This is a genomic window from Streptomyces sp. NPDC057694, from assembly GCF_042799415.1.
Classification (GTDB): domain Bacteria; phylum Actinomycetota; class Actinomycetes; order Streptomycetales; family Streptomycetaceae; genus Streptomyces.
The window spans coordinates 136896-154451 of sequence record NZ_JBHVIX010000020.1 but is presented as its reverse complement, the minus strand read 5'-3'; the positions used below and the strand labels follow the sequence as shown (position 1 = coordinate 154451).

At 71.9% G+C, this 17556-nt stretch carries 11 protein-coding genes; 8 read left to right on the top strand and 3 right to left on the bottom strand.

Annotated elements, in window-relative coordinates; genetic code table 11:
- Positions 1 to 33 precede the first annotated feature (33 nt).
- Positions 34 to 1383 carry an FtsX-like permease family protein gene (locus ACFVDP_RS32760; protein ID WP_383497709.1) on the bottom strand — a complete coding sequence of 450 codons (1350 nt, stop codon included), beginning with the start codon at positions 1381 to 1383 and terminating at the stop codon, positions 34 to 36.
- A gap of 229 nt (positions 1384 to 1612) precedes the next feature.
- Here ACFVDP_RS32760 and recN point away from each other — a divergent pair, with 229 nt between their 5' ends.
- Entirely contained in the window at positions 1613 to 3346 is a 1734-nt protein-coding gene (gene recN / locus ACFVDP_RS32755; protein ID WP_383497743.1) for a DNA repair protein RecN, read from the top strand.
- Positions 3347 to 3643: 297 nt separating this feature from the next.
- Positions 3644 to 4777, top strand: coding sequence for a glycosyltransferase family 4 protein (locus ACFVDP_RS32750; RefSeq protein WP_383497707.1), 1134 nt, complete (start codon positions 3644 to 3646; stop codon positions 4775 to 4777).
- A gap of 201 nt (positions 4778 to 4978) precedes the next feature.
- Here the strand turns inward: ACFVDP_RS32750 and ACFVDP_RS32745 are convergent, their stop codons facing one another.
- Together ACFVDP_RS32745 and ACFVDP_RS32740 are read right to left on the bottom strand one after the other, a co-directional pair.
- On the bottom strand, positions 4979 to 6652 hold the full coding sequence (locus ACFVDP_RS32745; protein WP_383497705.1) for a PucR family transcriptional regulator: 1674 nt from the start codon (positions 6650 to 6652) through the stop codon (positions 4979 to 4981).
- 174 nt (positions 6653 to 6826) lie between these two features.
- Positions 6827 to 8629, bottom strand: a complete 1803-nt coding sequence (locus ACFVDP_RS32740) for a glycoside hydrolase family 15 protein (RefSeq protein WP_383497741.1) — start codon at positions 8627 to 8629, stop codon at positions 6827 to 6829.
- 610 nt (positions 8630 to 9239) lie between these two features.
- Here ACFVDP_RS32740 and ACFVDP_RS32735 point away from each other — a divergent pair.
- The 6 genes from ACFVDP_RS32735 (at position 9240) to ACFVDP_RS32710 (ending at position 17549) form a co-directional block, all read left to right on the top strand.
- Complete coding sequence (locus ACFVDP_RS32735; protein ID WP_383497703.1) at positions 9240 to 10913, top strand: CTP synthase; 1674 nt, start codon at positions 9240 to 9242, stop codon at positions 10911 to 10913.
- Between the two features lie 94 nt (positions 10914 to 11007).
- Entirely contained in the window at positions 11008 to 11637 is a 630-nt protein-coding gene (locus tag ACFVDP_RS32730; protein WP_383497702.1) for an NUDIX domain-containing protein, read from the top strand.
- 389 nt (positions 11638 to 12026) lie between these two features.
- Complete coding sequence (locus ACFVDP_RS32725) at positions 12027 to 14144, top strand: tetratricopeptide repeat protein (RefSeq protein ID WP_383497700.1); 2118 nt, start codon at positions 12027 to 12029, stop codon at positions 14142 to 14144.
- 145 nt (positions 14145 to 14289) lie between these two features.
- The gene (gene ald, locus ACFVDP_RS32720) at positions 14290 to 15405 is read left to right on the top strand and encodes an alanine dehydrogenase (protein WP_383497698.1); all 1116 of its coding nucleotides are present in this window, start codon (positions 14290 to 14292) and stop codon (positions 15403 to 15405) included.
- Positions 15406 to 15783: 378 nt separating this feature from the next.
- On the top strand, positions 15784 to 16977 hold the full coding sequence (locus tag ACFVDP_RS32715) for a ParA family protein (RefSeq protein ID WP_383497696.1): 1194 nt from the start codon (positions 15784 to 15786) through the stop codon (positions 16975 to 16977).
- Positions 16962 to 17549, top strand: a complete 588-nt coding sequence (locus ACFVDP_RS32710) for a hypothetical protein (protein WP_383497694.1) — start codon at positions 16962 to 16964, stop codon at positions 17547 to 17549. Before ACFVDP_RS32715 ends, ACFVDP_RS32710 begins: the two co-directional genes overlap by 16 nt.
- Positions 17550 to 17556: the final 7 nt, after the last annotated feature.

The following is a 17556-nucleotide window of genomic DNA, read 5'->3' as shown; positions in this document are numbered from 1 at the left end:
GGGTCCAGGGGCGTAGCGCTGCGCGGCGGCCGGCTACCCCTGGACCACCGCGATCGCCCGCCCCCGCATCCCCACCTGCACCGGCACCCCCGTGGAGGTCGCCGTCAGTGCCACCGTGCCGAGCGCGATCGACGCCGCCACCGCCCACGGGACGTACGGCAGTGGTGAGCCGAAGGCCGTGTTCAGGATCGGGGCCAGCGTCGCCAGGGCGATCACGGTGCCGATGAGCAGTGCCGTGCCCGCCACCACCACGGCCTCCCAGAACGCCATCGCCCGGATCTGACGGCGCTGCGAGCCGACCACCCGGAGCAGGGCCAGGTCACGGCGGCGCTCCAGCGAGATCATGACGAGCGTGTTGGCGGAGGCGATGGCGGCGAAGCCCGCGTACAGGCCCGTTCCGAGGTAGTCCAGCCATACGTCGCCGGGGCTGCCCGCCGACCCCGTCACGTGCTGCGCCGTGGTGCGCAGTGCGATCTTCGTGAGGCCGAAGCCGACGACGAGGACGAGGGGCAGCACCGCGGCGGCGAAGCGGCGCGGCTGCGAGCGGACGTTGCGGGTCGCGAGCCGTGCGCCCGGACCCAGAAGGCCGAGCGGCACCGAGACCAGGGCCGCCGCAGGCCCGACCAGCCGCGGCCCGAGCAGACCGGCCCCCGCGCAGAACAGCAGTAGGACCAGGAAGGCCCCGGAGTTCGCCTCGTCCGGCGCCTGACGCGACAGCAGGACGGCGAGGAAGGACGCGCCCGCGATCGCCAGCACCCCCAGCGGCGCGCGCAGCACCCCGAGGCGGCGCCGGCCCGCGGCCGCCTCCGCGAGGGCGCGCGCCGGGCGCAGCAGCGAGAAGCGGACCGAGGTGAGGAGCGCGGCCAGGGCGGAGGTCACCACCGCCACCCCGAGACAGACCGGCAGCGCGAGCCAGGAGAAGCGGCAGGGGACCGACGCCGGGATCAGACCGTGGTCGGTCATGCCCCGGAACCAGAAGGGGGCCAGCAGAGCGCCGCCCAGCGCGCAGCCGATCAGGGCTGCGGGAACCGAGGCCGTGAGCGCCTGGAGCACGACCGCGCGGCGCACCTGGCGGGGCCGGGCACCGATCGCGCGCACCAGGGCCAGCTCGCGATGCTGCTGCGCGACGGCGGTCCCCATCGTGGCGACGACCACGAAGATCGACATATAGACCGACCCGATCAGCAGCACCGCCGCGATGTCGCCGACTCCGTTTGTCGTGAGGGTGTGACGGGCCGATGGAGATATGTCGCCGGAACTCGTCGCCGTGAGAACCGTCGTCGAGGCGCTCACCACCGTCGCGGCGAACAACGCCACCACGGCCGTCCCCGCGAACGCCGCCGGATGGGCTCTGAGGGCCGCCCGTGCCAGTCCCGTACTCATAGGGCCAGCGTGCGCGGTCGGAGCCGGGCAGGGCCATGGTGCGGCCCCGCCGGACGGTACGGGGGACAGCCCCACCGACAGCCCCTTGACCGCCTCGCCGACAGGCCGCTCCCGGGGCACACGCACGGGTGACAGGGGCCTCGCACCACCTGCTGGTTCGGGGCCGGGGGCCGGGGCCCGTCGCACAGGTGGCCCCCGACCTCGTAAGGTCGTGTCCGTGTTGGAGGAGATGCGGATACGGTCGCTCGGAGTCATCGACGACGCGGTGGTCGAGCTGTCACCCGGTTTCACGGCGGTGACCGGCGAGACCGGCGCGGGCAAGACCATGGTCGTCACGAGCCTCGGGCTGTTGCTGGGCGGGCGGGCCGACCCCGCGCTCGTACGGATCGGCGCGAAGCACGCGGTGGTCGAGGGGAGCGTCACGGTGCCCGCCGGCTCCGGCGCGGCCGCACGGGCCGAGGAGGCCGGGGCCGAGCTGGAGGACGGTGTGCTGCTCGTCAGCCGTACCGTTTCCGCCGTGGGGCGCTCGCGGGCCCATCTGGGCGGCCGGTCGGTGCCGGTCGGCGTGCTCGCCGAACTCGCCGACGAACTCGTCGCCGTGCACGGCCAGACCGACCAGCAGGGGCTGCTCAAGCAGGGGCGGCAGCGGCAGGCGCTCGACCGGTACGCCGGGGACGCCGTGGCCAAGCCGCTCGCGAAGTACGCGGGCGTGTACAAGCGGCTGAGGGCCGTCGGCGGCGAGCTGGAAGAGATCACCACGCGCGCCCGCGAGCGGGCGCAGGAGGCCGATCTGCTGCGGTTCGGGCTCGACGAGATCGCCGCCGTGGAACCCCGCGCCGGGGAGGACGTCGAGCTGGCCGAGGAGGCCTCGCGGCTCGGCCACGCCGAAGCACTGGCGTCCGCCGCCGCGGTCGCCCACGGCGCGCTCGCCGGGAACCCGGAGGATCCGGAGGGCGTGGACGCGCAGACGCTGGTCGGCGGCGCCCACCGGGCCCTGGAAGCGGTCCGCTCGCACGACTCCGCCCTCGGTACGCTCGCCGAGCGGATCGGCGAGGTGCAGATCCTGCTCACCGACGTCGCCGCCGAACTCGCCGGATACGCGGACGACTTGGACGCCGACCCGCTCCGGCTCTCGGCCGTCGAGGAGCGCCGCGCCGCGCTGACCGCGCTCACCCGCAAGTACGGCGAGGACGGTGGCGGCGCGGCGGCCGTACTGGCCTGGGCCGAGCAGAGCTCCGCGCGCCTGCTCGAACTCGACGGCGACGACGAGCGGATCGACGAACTGACGGCGGAGCGCGACGCGCTGCGCGGCGAACTCGGACAGTACGCCCAGGAGTTGACGCACGCCCGGGTGGAGGCGGCCGCGCGGTTCGCCGCCGCCGTCACCGAGGAGCTGGCCTCGCTCGCCATGCCGCACGCCCGGATCTCCTTCGACATCCGGCAGACCGAGACCGACGCCGGTGACGGCGTGGAGGTCGACGGACGGACCGTGACGTGCGGGCCGAGCGGCGCCGACGAGGTGGAGCTGCTGCTCGCGCCGCACCCCGGCGCCCCGCCGCGGCCCATCGCCAAGGGCGCGTCCGGTGGTGAACTCTCCCGCGTGATGCTCGCGGTCGAGGTCGTCTTCGCCGGCACCGACCCCGTGCCCACCTATCTCTTCGACGAGGTCGACGCCGGTGTCGGCGGCAAGGCCGCCGTCGAGATCGGCCGGCGCCTCGCCAAGCTCGCCAAGTCGGCGCAGGTCGTGGTCGTCACGCACCTGCCGCAGGTCGCGGCGTTCGCCGACCGGCAGTTGCTGGTCGAGAAGACGAACGACGGGTCGGTCACCCGGTCCGGCGTCACCGTGCTCGAAGGGGAGGACCGCGTACGGGAGTTGTCGCGGATGCTCGCCGGGCAGGAGGACTCCGAGACGGCGCGGGCGCATGCCGAGGAGTTGTTGGCGGCGGCGCGAGCCGATGCGTGAGCGCCGTCCGGCGGCTGACGGTTGAGTGTGGCTGGGCGCGCAGTTCCCCGCGCCCCTGAGATGCGCACTTCGTGCGGCATCTCATCGGGGAGGCTGCGCGACCAGCCACGACGAAAGCCGCACCTATGTGTACAAGGGACTCACCCATGTGAGTGGTCCGGTGTGCCGTGTTGCCCGGCTTCGTGCGGTGAGAGACGGTGAGCGGTGCCGGAACGCCCGTACGGACTGGCATCCTTGGCACCTCGAACACAAGCATCCCCCGCACCCCCCGTACCTATCGACCAGGAGCCCGGTCACGTGAGTCACGTGAGCAGCCACGCAGCGCACGGACAGACGCCGCTGCGCACCGTGCAAGTGCTGGGCGGCGGCAGCGCGGGCAGCAGTGCCCATGTCCGTTCCCTGACGGCCGGGTTGGTGGCCCGCGGGGTGCGCGTCACGGTCTGCGCGCCGTCCGAGGCCGAGCGCGCGTACGGGTTCAGCGACGTCGGCGCCCACCATCTGCCGGTGCCGCGCAGCAGCGACCCGGCGTCCGTCGCCGCGCTCCGCGTGGCCTGCGCCGACGCCGACCTGGTGCACGCCCACGGACTGCACGCAGCGCTGCGCGCCTCCCTCGCGCTCAGCGGCCGCCGCATCCCGCTCGTCGTCACCTGGCACACCCGGTCCTACGCCGAAGGGGCCCGCGCCCATCTGCTGCGGATGCTGGAGCGGCGCGTCGCCAAGGCCGCGTCGGTGGTGCTCGGCACCTCGTCCGACCTGGTCGACCGGGCCCGCAGCCGCGGCGCCCGGGACGCCCGCCTCGCCGCGGTCTCCTTCCCGCCGCCGCGCCGCCCCGAACCGTCCCAGGAGGACGACGCCGAGCGCGCCCGCCACAAGACACGGGCCGAACTGGGCGCCGTGGGGCGCCCGTTGCTGATGTCGGTCGGCACCCTGGAGCGGCACCGCGGCTACGAGGTGCTGCTCGACGCCGCCCACGCCTGGCTCGGCCTGGACCCGGCGCCGCTGCTCGTCATCGCGGGGGAGGGGCCGCAGCGGGGTGTCCTCCAGCGGCGGATCGAGAGCGAGGGCCTGCCGGTACGCCTCGTCGGCCGCCGGGACGACGTCGCCGATCTGTTGCAGGCCGCCGACATCGCCGTACTGCCCAGCAGCTGGGAATCGCGCTCACTGCTCGCCCAGGAGGCCCTGCACGCACGCGTACCTCTCGTCGCCACGGACGTCGGCGGCATCCCCGAACTCGTCGGGGACGCGGCCGAATTGGTGCCCTACGGGGACGCGCCCGCCCTCGCCCGCGCGATCGAACGACTGCTCACCGACCCGGAGCGGTGCGGCGAACTCCGCGAGGCGGGCACCGCACAGGCGTCCTCCTGGCCGAGCGAGGACGCGACGGTCACTCAAGTCCTGAGCGTGTACGACGAGTTGACGGGGACCTTTTAAGGGGCCCTCCAAAAGGTCCGCCACCTAGGGCCTGTCTCCCAGATCCCTCCTGCCCTGCGACGCCTGGCACGCGCTCTCGCCGCACCGGGCACACGCCCAAGTACGTCCAGTACGAGGCCGTGCGCCCGGCGCACCGAGAGCACGCACCAGACGCCGCAGGGCCCGCCCTTCGGGCGGACGGAGGGATCTGGGAGACAGGCCCTAGCCCACGTGCCGCCGCGCCCGCAGCGCGAGGCTCAGCGCCAGGACCGTCTGCGGGTCGTCGAGGTCCGTCCCCAGCAACTCCCCTATGCGGGCGAGGCGGTTGTACAGCGTTTGCCGGTTCAGGTGCAGTTCCCGGGCCGTCTCCGCCTTGCGGCCCGCGTGGGCCAGGTAGGTCTGGAGCGTGGGCAGCAGGGGCGGCTTGGAGCGTTTGTCGTGGTCCTGGAGCGGGCCGATCGCGCGCTCCACGAACGCCGCCAGATCAGGGTGGTCGCGCAGCCGCCACAGCAGCAGGTCGATGTCGAGGCGCCGCGCGTCGAACCAGGGGCGGTCGGTGAGGCCCTGCGCGGCCGTCGCCGTCTCCGCCGCGTGCCGCAGCCCCGCGGCGGCCGCCGCCCAGCCGCCCGCCCCGCCGACCACGACCGCCGGCGGCTGGGCCCCCGCCCGCTGCATCCCGGCCCGCTCCACGCCCGCCCGCAGCGCCGCCGCCACCCGGTCGGCGACCGCCGTGCGCTCCGACTCCGAGCGCAGGCCGAGCAGCAGCGGCACCCGCCCCTCGACGGGCCGTACGCCGAGCAGCACGGGGACGCCGACCGACGCCAGCTCCTCCGACACGGCCCGCGCGAGCACCGCCCAGCCGCCGCCCGGCGACAGGCTCAGCGCGGTGTCCGGCGTTCCCGGCATCCGCATCACCACCGGCAGCAGCGGCCCCTGCCCGGTCGGCCTGAAGCCCAGGACGCGGGCCTGCGCCGGGGCGTCCTCCGGCGTGATCCGGCCCTCCGCGAGATCGGTGAGGAAGTCGCCGCGCCCGCGCGCCGCCAGCTCCTCCTCCTGCCGCGCCTGCATCAGCACGACGGCCAGCGACCCGGCGGCCCGCTCCGCCGCGATCCGGTGCACGGGCGCAGGCGCCGACGACACGGGGAGCACGACCAGGCGGGCCCGCACCGAACCCGTCCCAGGGCCGCCGCCCGGCACGTCCACGAGCAGCGCCCCGCTCGGCGGCTCGTCCTGGTGCGTGCCGCGCATGCCCTCCCACACCTGGAGCGGATCGGTGATGTCGCCGTCGGCGCCGGCCGCGTACAGCAGCTGTCCGTCGGCGGTCTCCAGGAACACCGGGTTGCCGCTGAACTCGGCGAGGATGCGCAGGACCTGCGGCACCCCGCCACCGTCGAGCAGCGCGTTCGTGCAGCGCCGGTGGACCTCCTCGGCGCGCTGGAGCAGCGCGTAGTGGCCGTTGACGATCTCGGTGTGGATCTCCTCGGTGACCGTCACGAAGGGGACCTCGCGGTGCAGCTGCACCAGCGGCAGACCCGCCGTCCGCGCCGTCTCCACCAGCGCCGCGGGCAGCCGCGCGAACCGCTGCCCCAGCTCGATCACCAGCGCGGCGATGCCCCGCTCGGCCAGCTTGCGCACGAAGGCCCGCTGCTCGGCCGGGCGGGTGCCGAGCCCGAACCCGGTGGTCAGCAGCAGTTCGCCGCCCTTGAGCAGCGACGCGATGTTCGGCACCTCACCCGCGTGCACCCAGCGCACCGTCCGCTGCAGCCGGTCCCCGCCCGCGAGCACCTCGGGCAGCCCACTGCGCAGCCCGGGCAGCTCCAGGGCCCGCTGCACGGTGATCCCGGCGGGCGCGGGCGGAGGGGAGTACGGGGAGTACTCGGGGGAGGCGCTGTCCATGATGCGGACGGTACCGGCGCACGCGCTCCCGGAACACAGCCGCCCGGTCACGGAGACGATCAACGGCCCCGATGTCACGACAACTCGTGGCATCGGGGCCGATATTGCCGGGTGGAGTAGTCCGTGTGGCGTACGTCACGGACTGCCTTCCGGCGGGGCGAAGGGCGGCGCCGGTCAGCCCCCGTACGCCCCGGAAGCGGTCAGCCGCAGCGCCGTGTCGATCAGCGGTACGTGGCTGAAAGCCTGCGGGAAGTTGCCGACCTGGCGTTGCAGCACCGGGTCCCACTCCTCGGCCAGCAGGCCCAGGTCGTTGCGCAGGGCCAGCAGCTTCTCGAAGAGCTTGCGGGCCTCGTCGACCCGGCCGATCATCGCGAGGTCGTCCGCCATCCAGAACGAGCAGGCGAGGAAGGCGCCTTCGTCACCGGGCAGCCCGTCGACGCCCGCGTTGTCGCCGTCGGTCGGGTACCTGAGGATGAACCCGTCGGACGTCGACAGCTCCCGCTGGATCGCCTCGATGGTGCCGATGACGCGCTTGTCGTCGGGCGGCAGGAAGCCCATCTGCGGGATCAGCAGCAGCGAGGCGTCCAGCTCCCGGCTGCCGTACGACTGCGTGAAGGTGTTGCGCTCCTTGTCGTACCCCTTCTCGCACACGTCCCGGTGGATGTCGTCGCGCAGCTCGCGCCACTTCTCCAGCGGTCCGTCGGCGTCACCGGACTCGATCAGCTTGATGGTGCGGTCGACCGCCACCCACGCCATGACCTTCGAGTGCACGAAGTGCCGGCGCGGGCCGCGCACCTCCCAGATGCCCTCGTCCGGCTCGTCCCAGTGGCCCTCCAGGTACTGGATGAGCTTGAGCTGGAGCAGCGACGCGTAGTCGTTGCGGGCCAGACCCGTCATGTGCGCGAGGTGCAGGGCCTCCGTCACCTCGCCGTACACGTCGAGCTGGAGCTGGTGCGCCGCCCCGTTCCCGACCCGGACCGGCGCCGAGTTCTCATAGCCGGGCAGCCAGTCCAGCTCCGCCTCGCCGAGCTCCCGCTCGCCCGCGATGCCGTACATGATCTGCAGGTTCTCCGGGTCTCCGGCCACGGCCCGCAGCAGCCACTCGCGCCAGGCCCGCGCCTCTTCCCGGTACCCGGTGCGCAGCAGCGACGACAGGGTGATGGCCGCGTCCCGCAGCCAGGTGTACCGGTAGTCCCAGTTCCGTACGCCGCCGATCTCCTCCGGCAGCGAGGTCGTGGGCGCGGCGACGATCCCGCCGGTCGGCGCGTAGGTGAGTGCCTTGAGCGTGATGAGGGAGCGGACCACGGCCTCCCGGTAGGGCCCGTGGTACGTACAGTGCTCCACCCACTCGCGCCAGAACTGCTCCGTCGCCTCCAGCGATCCCTCGGGATCCGGCAGCGGCGGCTGGTCCTTGTGCGAGGGCTGCCACTGGATGGTGAAGGCGATGCGGTCGCCCGGGGCCACCGTGAAGTCCGAGTACGTGGTGAGGTCCTTGCCGTACGTCTCGGCGTCGGAATCCAGCCACACGGAGTCGGGCCCGGCCACCGCGACCGTCCGCCCGTCCACCTTGTGCACCCACGGCGTGATCCGGCCGTAGGAGAACCGCATGCGCAGCGCCGAACGCATCGGCACCCGCCCGCTGACCCCTTCCACGATCCGGGTCAGCTGCGGCGCGCCGTCGCGCGGCGGCATGAAGTCGGTGACGCGGACCGTGCCGCGCGGGGTCTCCCACTCCGATTCGAGGATCAGTGAGTCACCCCGGTACGTGCGCCGGGTCGCCGTCGGCGGCTCGGCGTCGGCGGCATGGGCCGGGCCCAGGCGCCAGAAGCCATGATCCTCGGTGCCGAGCAGCCCGGCGAAAATGGCATGCGAGTCGAAGCGGGGAAGGCACAGCCAGTCCACTGTGCCGTCCCGGCAGACCAGGGCGGCGGTCTGCATGTCCCCGATGAGTGCGTAATCCTCGATGCGCCCGGCCACGTGCATCTCCAGTCGAACGGCCACGTACACCCCTGCGAGGCGAAAGTGCTGCGAGGGGCATGCGCTCTGCGGTCTTCACGGTCAACTAACGATCGTCAACTACGTCAAAGAAACGGTCAACGAATCGTCTTGATACGTCGTCCTGATACGTCGTTGTCAAACGAACTGACGAGCCGGTTGTTCCGGAAGGGGGCACCGGCGATCGGATGCGATCGGACTTCGTGTTCCGGTGAACGGGCGGGAACGGGCGGGGGTGTTGCCGTTGTGGTGCCGTTTTCCTGATGTGACTCGCCAGCCGAGTGTCCGAGCAGGATACGACGCGCTCAAGTGATCCGCGTGCCGCTCACGGCAACGCGTCGGGGCTGAACGGGTGAGTGAAGGGTGATAGTGCAGTGACGGCGGTATATCGGTGCACCCTTGTGGTGGCGCGTGTGCGGAGCGTGGCCGGAAGCAGTCTCGCCGATGCGCTGATACCCTGGTAGCCCGTGAGCCGGTGGTCCTAGAACCCCCGAACCGCAGCGACGGCGCCTCCCCCCGGAAGACTTCGAACAACCGGGAGAGCACGCCGGTACGCACCCCAGACCGCGACCACGGGAGCCCCCTCTTGGCCATGACGCCCAAATCCACGACGACCAAGCACATCTTCGTCACCGGGGGTGTCGCTTCCTCCCTCGGCAAGGGCCTCACCGCCTCCAGCCTCGGGATGCTGCTCAAGGCACGGGGCCTCCGCGTCGTCATGCAGAAGCTCGACCCGTACCTGAACGTCGACCCGGGCACGATGAACCCGTTCCAGCACGGTGAGGTGTTCGTCACCAACGACGGCGCCGAGACCGACCTGGACATCGGCCACTACGAGCGCTTCCTCGACGTCGACCTCGACGGCTCGGCCAACGTCACCACCGGCCAGGTCTACTCGCAGGTCATCGCCAAGGAGCGGCGCGGCGAGTACCTCGGCGACACCGTCCAGGTCATCCCGCACATCACGAACGAGATCAAGCACCGCATCCGCCGCATGGCGACGGACGAGGTGGACGTCGTGATCACGGAGGTCGGCGGCACGGTCGGCGACATCGAGTCGCTGCCGTTCCTGGAGACCGTCCGCCAGGTCCGCCACGAGGTCGGCCGGGACAACGTGTTCGTGGTCCACATCTCGCTGCTGCCCTACATCGGCCCCTCCGGCGAGCTGAAGACCAAGCCCACCCAGCACTCGGTGGCCGCCCTGCGCAACATCGGCATCCAGCCGGACGCCATCGTGCTGCGCTGCGACCGCGAGGTCCCCACCGCCATCAAGCGCAAGATCTCGCTGATGTGCGACGTGGACGAGGACGCCGTCGTGGCCTGCCCCGACGCCCGCTCGATCTACGACATCCCGAAGGTCGTGCACACCGAGGGCCTCGACGCGTACGTCGTCCGCAAGCTGGACCTGCCGTTCCGCGACGTTGACTGGACGACCTGGGACGACCTGCTCGACCGCGTCCACAACCCCGACCACGAGATCGTCATGGCCCTGGTCGGCAAGTACATCGACCTGCCCGACGCCTACCTGTCGGTGACCGAGGCGCTGCGCGCCGGCGGTTTCGCCAACAAGGCCCGCGTCAAGATCAAGTGGGTCACCTCGGACGACTGCAAGACGCCGGCCGGCGCCAAGAAGCAGCTCGGCGACGCCGACGCGATCTGCATCCCCGGTGGCTTCGGCGACCGTGGTGTGTCCGGCAAGGTCGGCGCGATCCAGTTCGCCCGCGAGAACAAGATCCCGCTGCTCGGTCTGTGCCTGGGGCTCCAGTGCACCGTCATCGAGGCGGCCCGGAACCTGGCCGACATCCCCGACGCGAACTCGACCGAGTTCGACGCGGCGACCGCCCACCCGGTCATCTCCACCATGGCCGAGCAGCTCGACATCGTCGCCGGTGAGGGCGACATGGGCGGCACCATGCGGCTCGGCATGTACCCGGCCAAGCTCGCCGAGGGCTCCATCGTGCGCGAGGTGTACGACGGCAAGGAGTACGTCGAGGAGCGCCACCGTCACCGCTACGAGGTGAACAACGCGTACCGCGCCGAGCTCGAGAAGAAGGCCGGTCTGCAGTTCTCCGGCGTCTCCCCGGACGGCAAGCTCGTCGAGTACGTCGAGTACTCGCGCGACGTCCACCCCTACCTGGTCGCCACCCAGGCCCACCCGGAGCTGCGCTCGCGTCCGACGCGTCCGCACCCGCTGTTCGCCGGCCTGGTCAAGGCCGCCGTGGAGCGCAAGGTGAAGGCCGCCGCGGGAGCGAAGAAGGCCAAGTAAGGCCTGTCGTACCAGCGATGTACGGTTACCGGGGTACGTGCCAAATGCGGCACGTGCCCCGGTTTCTTTTGCGCACGTGGGAGGACGTTCCGGCATGACGACGATCAAGGACAGCGCCGAGCAGTGGGAGGTCCGGGCGACCGAGACCCCCTTCGTCGGGAACAAGACCTCGGTGCGCACGGACGATGTCGTCATGCCGGACGGGACCGTGGCGCGGCGCGACTACCAGGTCCACCCGGGCTCGGTGGCCGTGGTCGCCCTCGACGACCAGGGGCGGGTGCTGCTCCTGAAGCAGTACCGGCACCCCGTCGGCATGAAGCTCTGGGAGATCCCGGCCGGGCTGCTCGACGTCCCCGGCGAGAATCCGCTGCACGCGGCGCAGCGGGAGCTGTACGAGGAGGCGCACGTCAAGGCCGAGGACTGGCGGGTCCTGAGCGATGTGTACACGACGCCGGGCGGGTGCTCGGAGGCCGTACGGATCTTTCTCGCTCAGGGGTTGTCCGAGGCGGACGGCGCGCGGTTCGAGGTGGAGGACGAAGAGGCGGACATGGAGTTCGCGCGGGTGCCTCTGGCGGAGCTGGTGCGGGGGGTGCTTGCTGGTGAGCTGCACAACAACTGCCTGGTGGTGGGGGTGCTGTCGTTGAGCGCCGCGTTGGCGGGGGGCGGGGTCGAAGGGCTTCGGGCTGCCGATGCGGAGTGGCCGGCGCGGCCGTTCGAGGCGTAGGCGCCGTTGCGGGATCCGGTTGGTCGTCCGGGTGCGGCTCTCGTCGTGGCTGGTCGCGCAGTTCCCCGCGCCCCTGTCGGGTTGTCGGTCGGGTGCGGGCCGGTGGCCGCTTCTCGCGCAGTTCCCCGCGCCCCTGAGGCATGCGCTTCGCGCGGCCTCCCGATGAGATGGCGCACGAAGTGCGCATCTCAGGGGCGCGGGGAACTGCGCGATCAGCCACGACGCAAGCCGCACCCGGGGACGGAAGCGCACCGCCGGTCAGACCATGCGCTGATCCGATCGGGGGACCCGTCCGCGATGCTCGGCCGGGGTGGCGGCAACCCCTGAACTAGGCTCGGGATCGCCCCGGCCGACCCCCGGAGGGGCTGGCGTGAGACGGAGCGTGGCCCGTGACGAATCAGGCGGTCGAGGAGCCCTCGGGGCGAGCCCGTAAGCGGCGCCGCACCCGCCGGGGCCTGGACATGACGGGCCCTCAGTTCCTCGGGCGCGGACGTGAGTTGAAAGAGCTGCGGGCCGACATCGAGCGCGCGGGCCTGGACACCCTGTCGGGCCGCAAGGCACCCAGGGCCCGGGTCCTGCTCATCGCGGGCCGCCCCGGCACCGGCCGCACCGCACTCGCCGAGGAACTGCTGCGCCAGATCGCCGACCGCTACCCGGACGGCGCCCTGCGCACCCGGCTCACCGCGCCCGACGGCACCCCGGTGCCCACCGAGCGCGTCGCCCGCGATCTGCTCAACGAGCTCGACCTGCCGGCACCGCCGGGCGAGTCCGCCGACGAGCTGACGGAGCGGCTGCGCGAGGGCCTCTCCGTGCGCCGGGTCGTTCTGCTGCTCGACGACGCGGGCAGCGCCGAGCAGGTGGACGACCTGCTGCCGGAGACCCCCGACTGCCTGGTGGTGGCCGTCGCCGAGGGCCCCCTCACCGGAATTCCGGACGTCCGGCCCTGCACGATCGGCGGCCTCGACACGAAATCCGCGGTCGAGCTGCTCACCCGGCACACCGGCTCCGTGCGGATCACCTGCGACCCGCGCTCCGCCGAGTCCCTGGCCGAGGTCTGCGGATCGGAGCCCGCGGCCCTGGAGATCGCCGGCGGCTGGCTCGCCGTACGCCCCAAGGAGTCCGTCGCCGACCTGGCCAAGCAGCTGCACGCGCTGGAGGGCGACGGACCGGCCCTCGCCCGCGTGTTCCGCCACGCGTACGCGTCCCTGCCGGGGCCCGCCGCCCGGATACTGCGTTACCTGTCCCTCGCGCCCGAGGGATATGTCGACCCGCACACCGCCTCCGCGCTCGCCGGCTGCTCCGTGTCCGCCGCCCGCACCACCCTCGACGACTTCGTGACGCTCGGGCTGGTCCGCGGCGTCGCCTCCGAGCTGCCGCAGTACGAGGTGCCGGGCTGCCTGCTGCCGCTGCTGCGCGGGCTCACCGAGACCCTGGACCGGCCCGGCGAGGTGCAGCTGGCCCGCGCCCGGATGCTGGAGCGCACCGTGCGGCTGCTCACGTCCTGCCGCGCGGTCACCGAGCCGGACGGTTCACCGGCCCGCAAGAAGCTCGCGGGACTGCCCAGCGCGCTGCGGTTCGCGGATCCCGGGGCGGCCGCGGAATGGCTGCGGGTGCGCCGGCCCACCCTGCTCGCGGCGGCCCGCCTCGCCGTGGCGGACGGCGAGCTGGACACCCTGGCGCGGCGGCTGATGGCGGCCCTGACGCGTGCCCTGGTCGCGCACGGCGGGCCCGAGGACGCCGCCGCGGATCTGTACGGCATCCACCGGCTGGTCCTCGACGTCGCCGAGCGGCGCGACCTGCCGCGCGAGAAGGCCGCGGCCCTGCTCAACCTCGCCGATCTCGACGCGCGGACCGGCCGCACCCAGGAGGCCCTGGCCCGCTACCGGGCCGCGCTGGACGCCGGACGGGCGGCCGGCGACCCGTACGCGACCGGCCGCGCGATGGAATCCGTAGGCGGCACCTACCAGGAGCTGGGGGACTGGCACCGGGCCGCCGACTGGTACGGCCGCGCCCTCTCCCAGCGGCTCACCCGGGGCGAGCGGGCGGACGCCGCGCGGCTGCACGGCCGGATCGCGGCCGTGCACACCTACGCGGGGCGCTACGGCGACGCGCTGCGCGGCTGGCGCTCGGCCGTCGCCGGATACCGCAAGGAGGGCGATGTCCCCGCCCAGGCGCGGGCGTTGAGCGAACTGGCGCGCGTGCAGGAGTACGCCGGGCGCCCCGAGGACTCGCTCCACACCTGCCAGGAGGCGGTGGAGTGGGCCCGGCAGGCCAAGGACGTACGGCTGCAGGCGGCGCTCCAGGTGCGGCTCGCGGACACCCTCGAACGGCTCGGTGACCCGGCCGCGGCCAAGCTGCACCGCAGTGCCGCCGAGCGCATGCTGGGAGAGGAGCTCGCACCGGCACCTTCCAGGGACGCCGAAGGCGTGAAGGGCACTCCGGCGGTAAACCCTTCGGAACAAGCCACTAACACCTACGAAATCCGTAGTCCATCCACTGAAGATTGATGCATCGAAAGGCTAGACAGCCGGAAAACCTTCATTAGACTGGCTCCGCCGCGTCCTTCCGCGGTGTCTCCCGGTGCGCCCCTTGTGGCACTGGTATGTAGTGCGTTGCCCGAAAAATCCCCTGAGCCAAGGACCGTGATCGACGATGAAGGTCGGCATCCCCCGCGAGGTCAAGAACAACGAGTTCCGGGTGGCCATCACCCCCGCCGGTGTGCACGAGCTCGTGCGCCACGGCCACCAGGTGTTCGTCGAGCAGAACGCCGGTGTGGGTTCGTCGATCACGGACGCGGAGTACGTCGGCGCGGGTGCGCGGATCCTCCCCACCGCCGACGAGGTCTGGGCCACCGCCGACCTGCTGCTGAAGGTCAAGGAGCCGATCGCGGAGGAGTACCACCGCCTGCGCAAGGACCAGACGCTCTTCACGTACCTGCACCTCGCGGCCTCCAAGGAGTGCACCGACGCGCTCCTGGAGTCCGGCACGACCGCCATCGCGTACGAGACGGTCGAGACCGCCAACCGCGCGCTCCCGCTGCTCGCCCCGATGTCCGAGGTCGCGGGCCGCCTCGCCCCGCAGGTCGGCGCCTACCACCTGATGGCCGCCAACGGCGGCCGCGGTGTGCTGCCCGGCGGTGTCCCGGGCGTCGCGGCCGGCAAGGCCGTCGTCATCGGCGGCGGCGTCTCCGGCTGGAACGCCGCGCAGATCGCCATCGGCATGGGCTTCCACGTGACCCTGCTCGACAAGGACATCAACAAGCTCAAGGAAGCCGACAAGGTCTTCGGCACGAAGATCCAGACCGTCGTCTCCAACGCCTTCGAGCTGGAGAAGGCGTGCCTCGACGCCGACCTCGTCATCGGCGCCGTTCTGATCCCCGGCGCCAAGGCGCCGAAGCTGGTCACCAACGAGCTCGTGTCGCGTATGAAGCCCGGAAGTGTCCTTGTCGACATCGCGATCGACCAGGGCGGCTGCTTCGAGGACTCGCACCCGACCACGCACGCCGAGCCGACCTTCCCGGTCCACAACTCGGTCTTCTACTGCGTCGCCAACATGCCGGGCGCGGTGCCCAACACGTCGACGTACGCGCTGACCAACGCGACGCTGCCGTACATCGTCGAGCTCGCCAACCGCGGCTGGGCCGAGGCCCTGCGCCGCGACGCGGCCCTGGCCCTGGGCCTCAACACTCATGACGGCAAGGTCGTTTACAAGGAGGTCGCCGAGGCCCACGGCCTGGAGCACGTGGAGCTGGAGACCCTCCTGGGCTGACGCCCCGACCGATCCCCGACGGACCTCCCGGACCAGGTGAGCGTCAACGGGAGTCGTCAATCTCACGCCTACGGCCGGACCTTGCGAGGGGTCCGGCCGTACTTTTGGGGGCACGGCGGGCGCACAGGCCCGGTCAACTCGCCTTGAACGTAACCCTTTAACCGATTCGCGCCCCTGCAAAACCCGCCGAAGAACCGTCATACGCCCTTGACATGAGGGTGTTCTTCGGTCGCTGAAGTGCCGACACATCGTGCCGGGTCCGGCGGATTGTGTTGCTGCGGAGTGGTGACACGCCATAGAGTCGCAAACCGTCGGCATGGTGCCACGCTGACCTATCGATAAATTTTCCTGGTCACATCCAAGGAGGTAAGACGACTTGTGAATGAGTCGACATTTACTCCCGGAGGTGGCCGGCCAGGCGGACAAGGACCCGCGGGGCTTCAGGCTGTCGGCTCCGTCGCTGTACGTACCTTCGCCGCCCGCCAGAGTGGCCATCGGGGCACCTCATCCCAGGGCCCCCAGCAGACGCCGACGCAGACAGCACACCAGAGCATGGATGGCCATCACGTGAACGCCATGGCCGGCGACCGAAGTGGCGACACACACAGCCACTTCGCCGACTACGAGGAACTGTCCCCCGAGGGGCACTTCTACGACCCAGACGCCGAGTACGAGCCCGATCCGGAGTACGCGGCCACGCTCGCGCCCGACGCTGCCCGGCAGCGCCGCGAGCGCGTCGGCCCGACCGGGCGGCCGCTCCCGTACTTCCCGATTCCAGGACCGCTGACCGATCACGGCCCCGCGAAGATCATCGCGATGTGCAACCAGAAGGGCGGCGTCGGCAAGACCACGTCGACCATCAATCTGGGTGCGGCACTTGCCGAGTACGGCCGCCGGGTCCTGCTCGTCGACTTCGACCCGCAGGGTGCCCTGTCGGTCGGGCTCGGCGTGAACCCGATGGAACTCGACCTCACGGTCTACAACCTGCTCATGGAGCGGGGGATGTCCGCCGACGAGGTGCTGCTGAAGACGGCCGTTCCGAACATGGACCTGCTGCCCAGCAACATCGACCTGTCCGCCGCCGAAGTGCAGTTGGTCAGTGAGGTCGCGCGCGAGTCCACGCTGCAGCGTGCGCTGAAGCCGCTGATGGACGACTACGACTACATCGTGATCGACTGTCAGCCCTCGCTCGGCCTGCTGACCGTGAACGCCCTGACGGCCGCTCACAAGGTCATCGTCCCGCTGGAGTGCGAGTTCTTCGCGCTGCGCGGTGTCGCGCTGCTGACCGAGACCATCGAGAAGGTCCAGGAGCGGCTCAACCCCGAGCTCGAACTCGACGGCATCCTCGCCACGATGTACGACTCGCGGACCGTGCACAGCCGTGAGGTGCTCGCACGCGTCGTCGAGGCCTTCGACGATCACGTGTACCACACGGTCATCGGCCGGACCGTGCGCTTCCCGGAGACCACCGTCGCCGGTGAGCCGATCACCACGTACGCGTCCAACTCCGTCGGTGCCGCCGCCTATCGCCAGCTCGCCAGGGAGGTGCTCGCCCGGTGTCACGCCGAGTGAGTCTGCCGGGGGCCGACGAACTGTTCCGTACGACCGGGGGCATGGCACTGCAGGCGTCGTCACCGAGACGCACGGCGAACGGTGAGGCACGGGTGCCCGCGCCGGCGGGGGAGAGCGACGAGGCTGCCGCCGCGTCGTCCGCGTCGGAGGAGGGCGAGGGCGAGTCCGCACCGTCCGCCGAACACGCCGCCGCGGACGCGGAGTCCGACTCCGGGTCGCGCGGCCGGTCCGCCGCCCCCGCGGAGGCGGCCGAGAAGCCCGCACGGCGCTCGTCCGGCGGCGCGCAGGAAGGTTCGGCCGGCGGTGGCCGGGGCACGGGCCAGGCCCGTCGCCGCGCCCGCGCCGCGAACCGGCGGCCCAGTGGCCGTGAGCGGCACGACGAGAAGATCACCGTGTACGTCTCCGCCGAGGAACTGATGGATCTGGAGCACGCGCGTCTGGTGCTCCGCGGGGAGCACGGGCTCGCGGTGGACCGGGGCCGGATCGTGCGCGAGGCCGTCGCCGTCGTCCTGGCCGACCTGGAGTCGCGTGGCGACGCCAGCATTCTCGTACGCAGGCTGCGCGGGCGGTAGCCTCCGG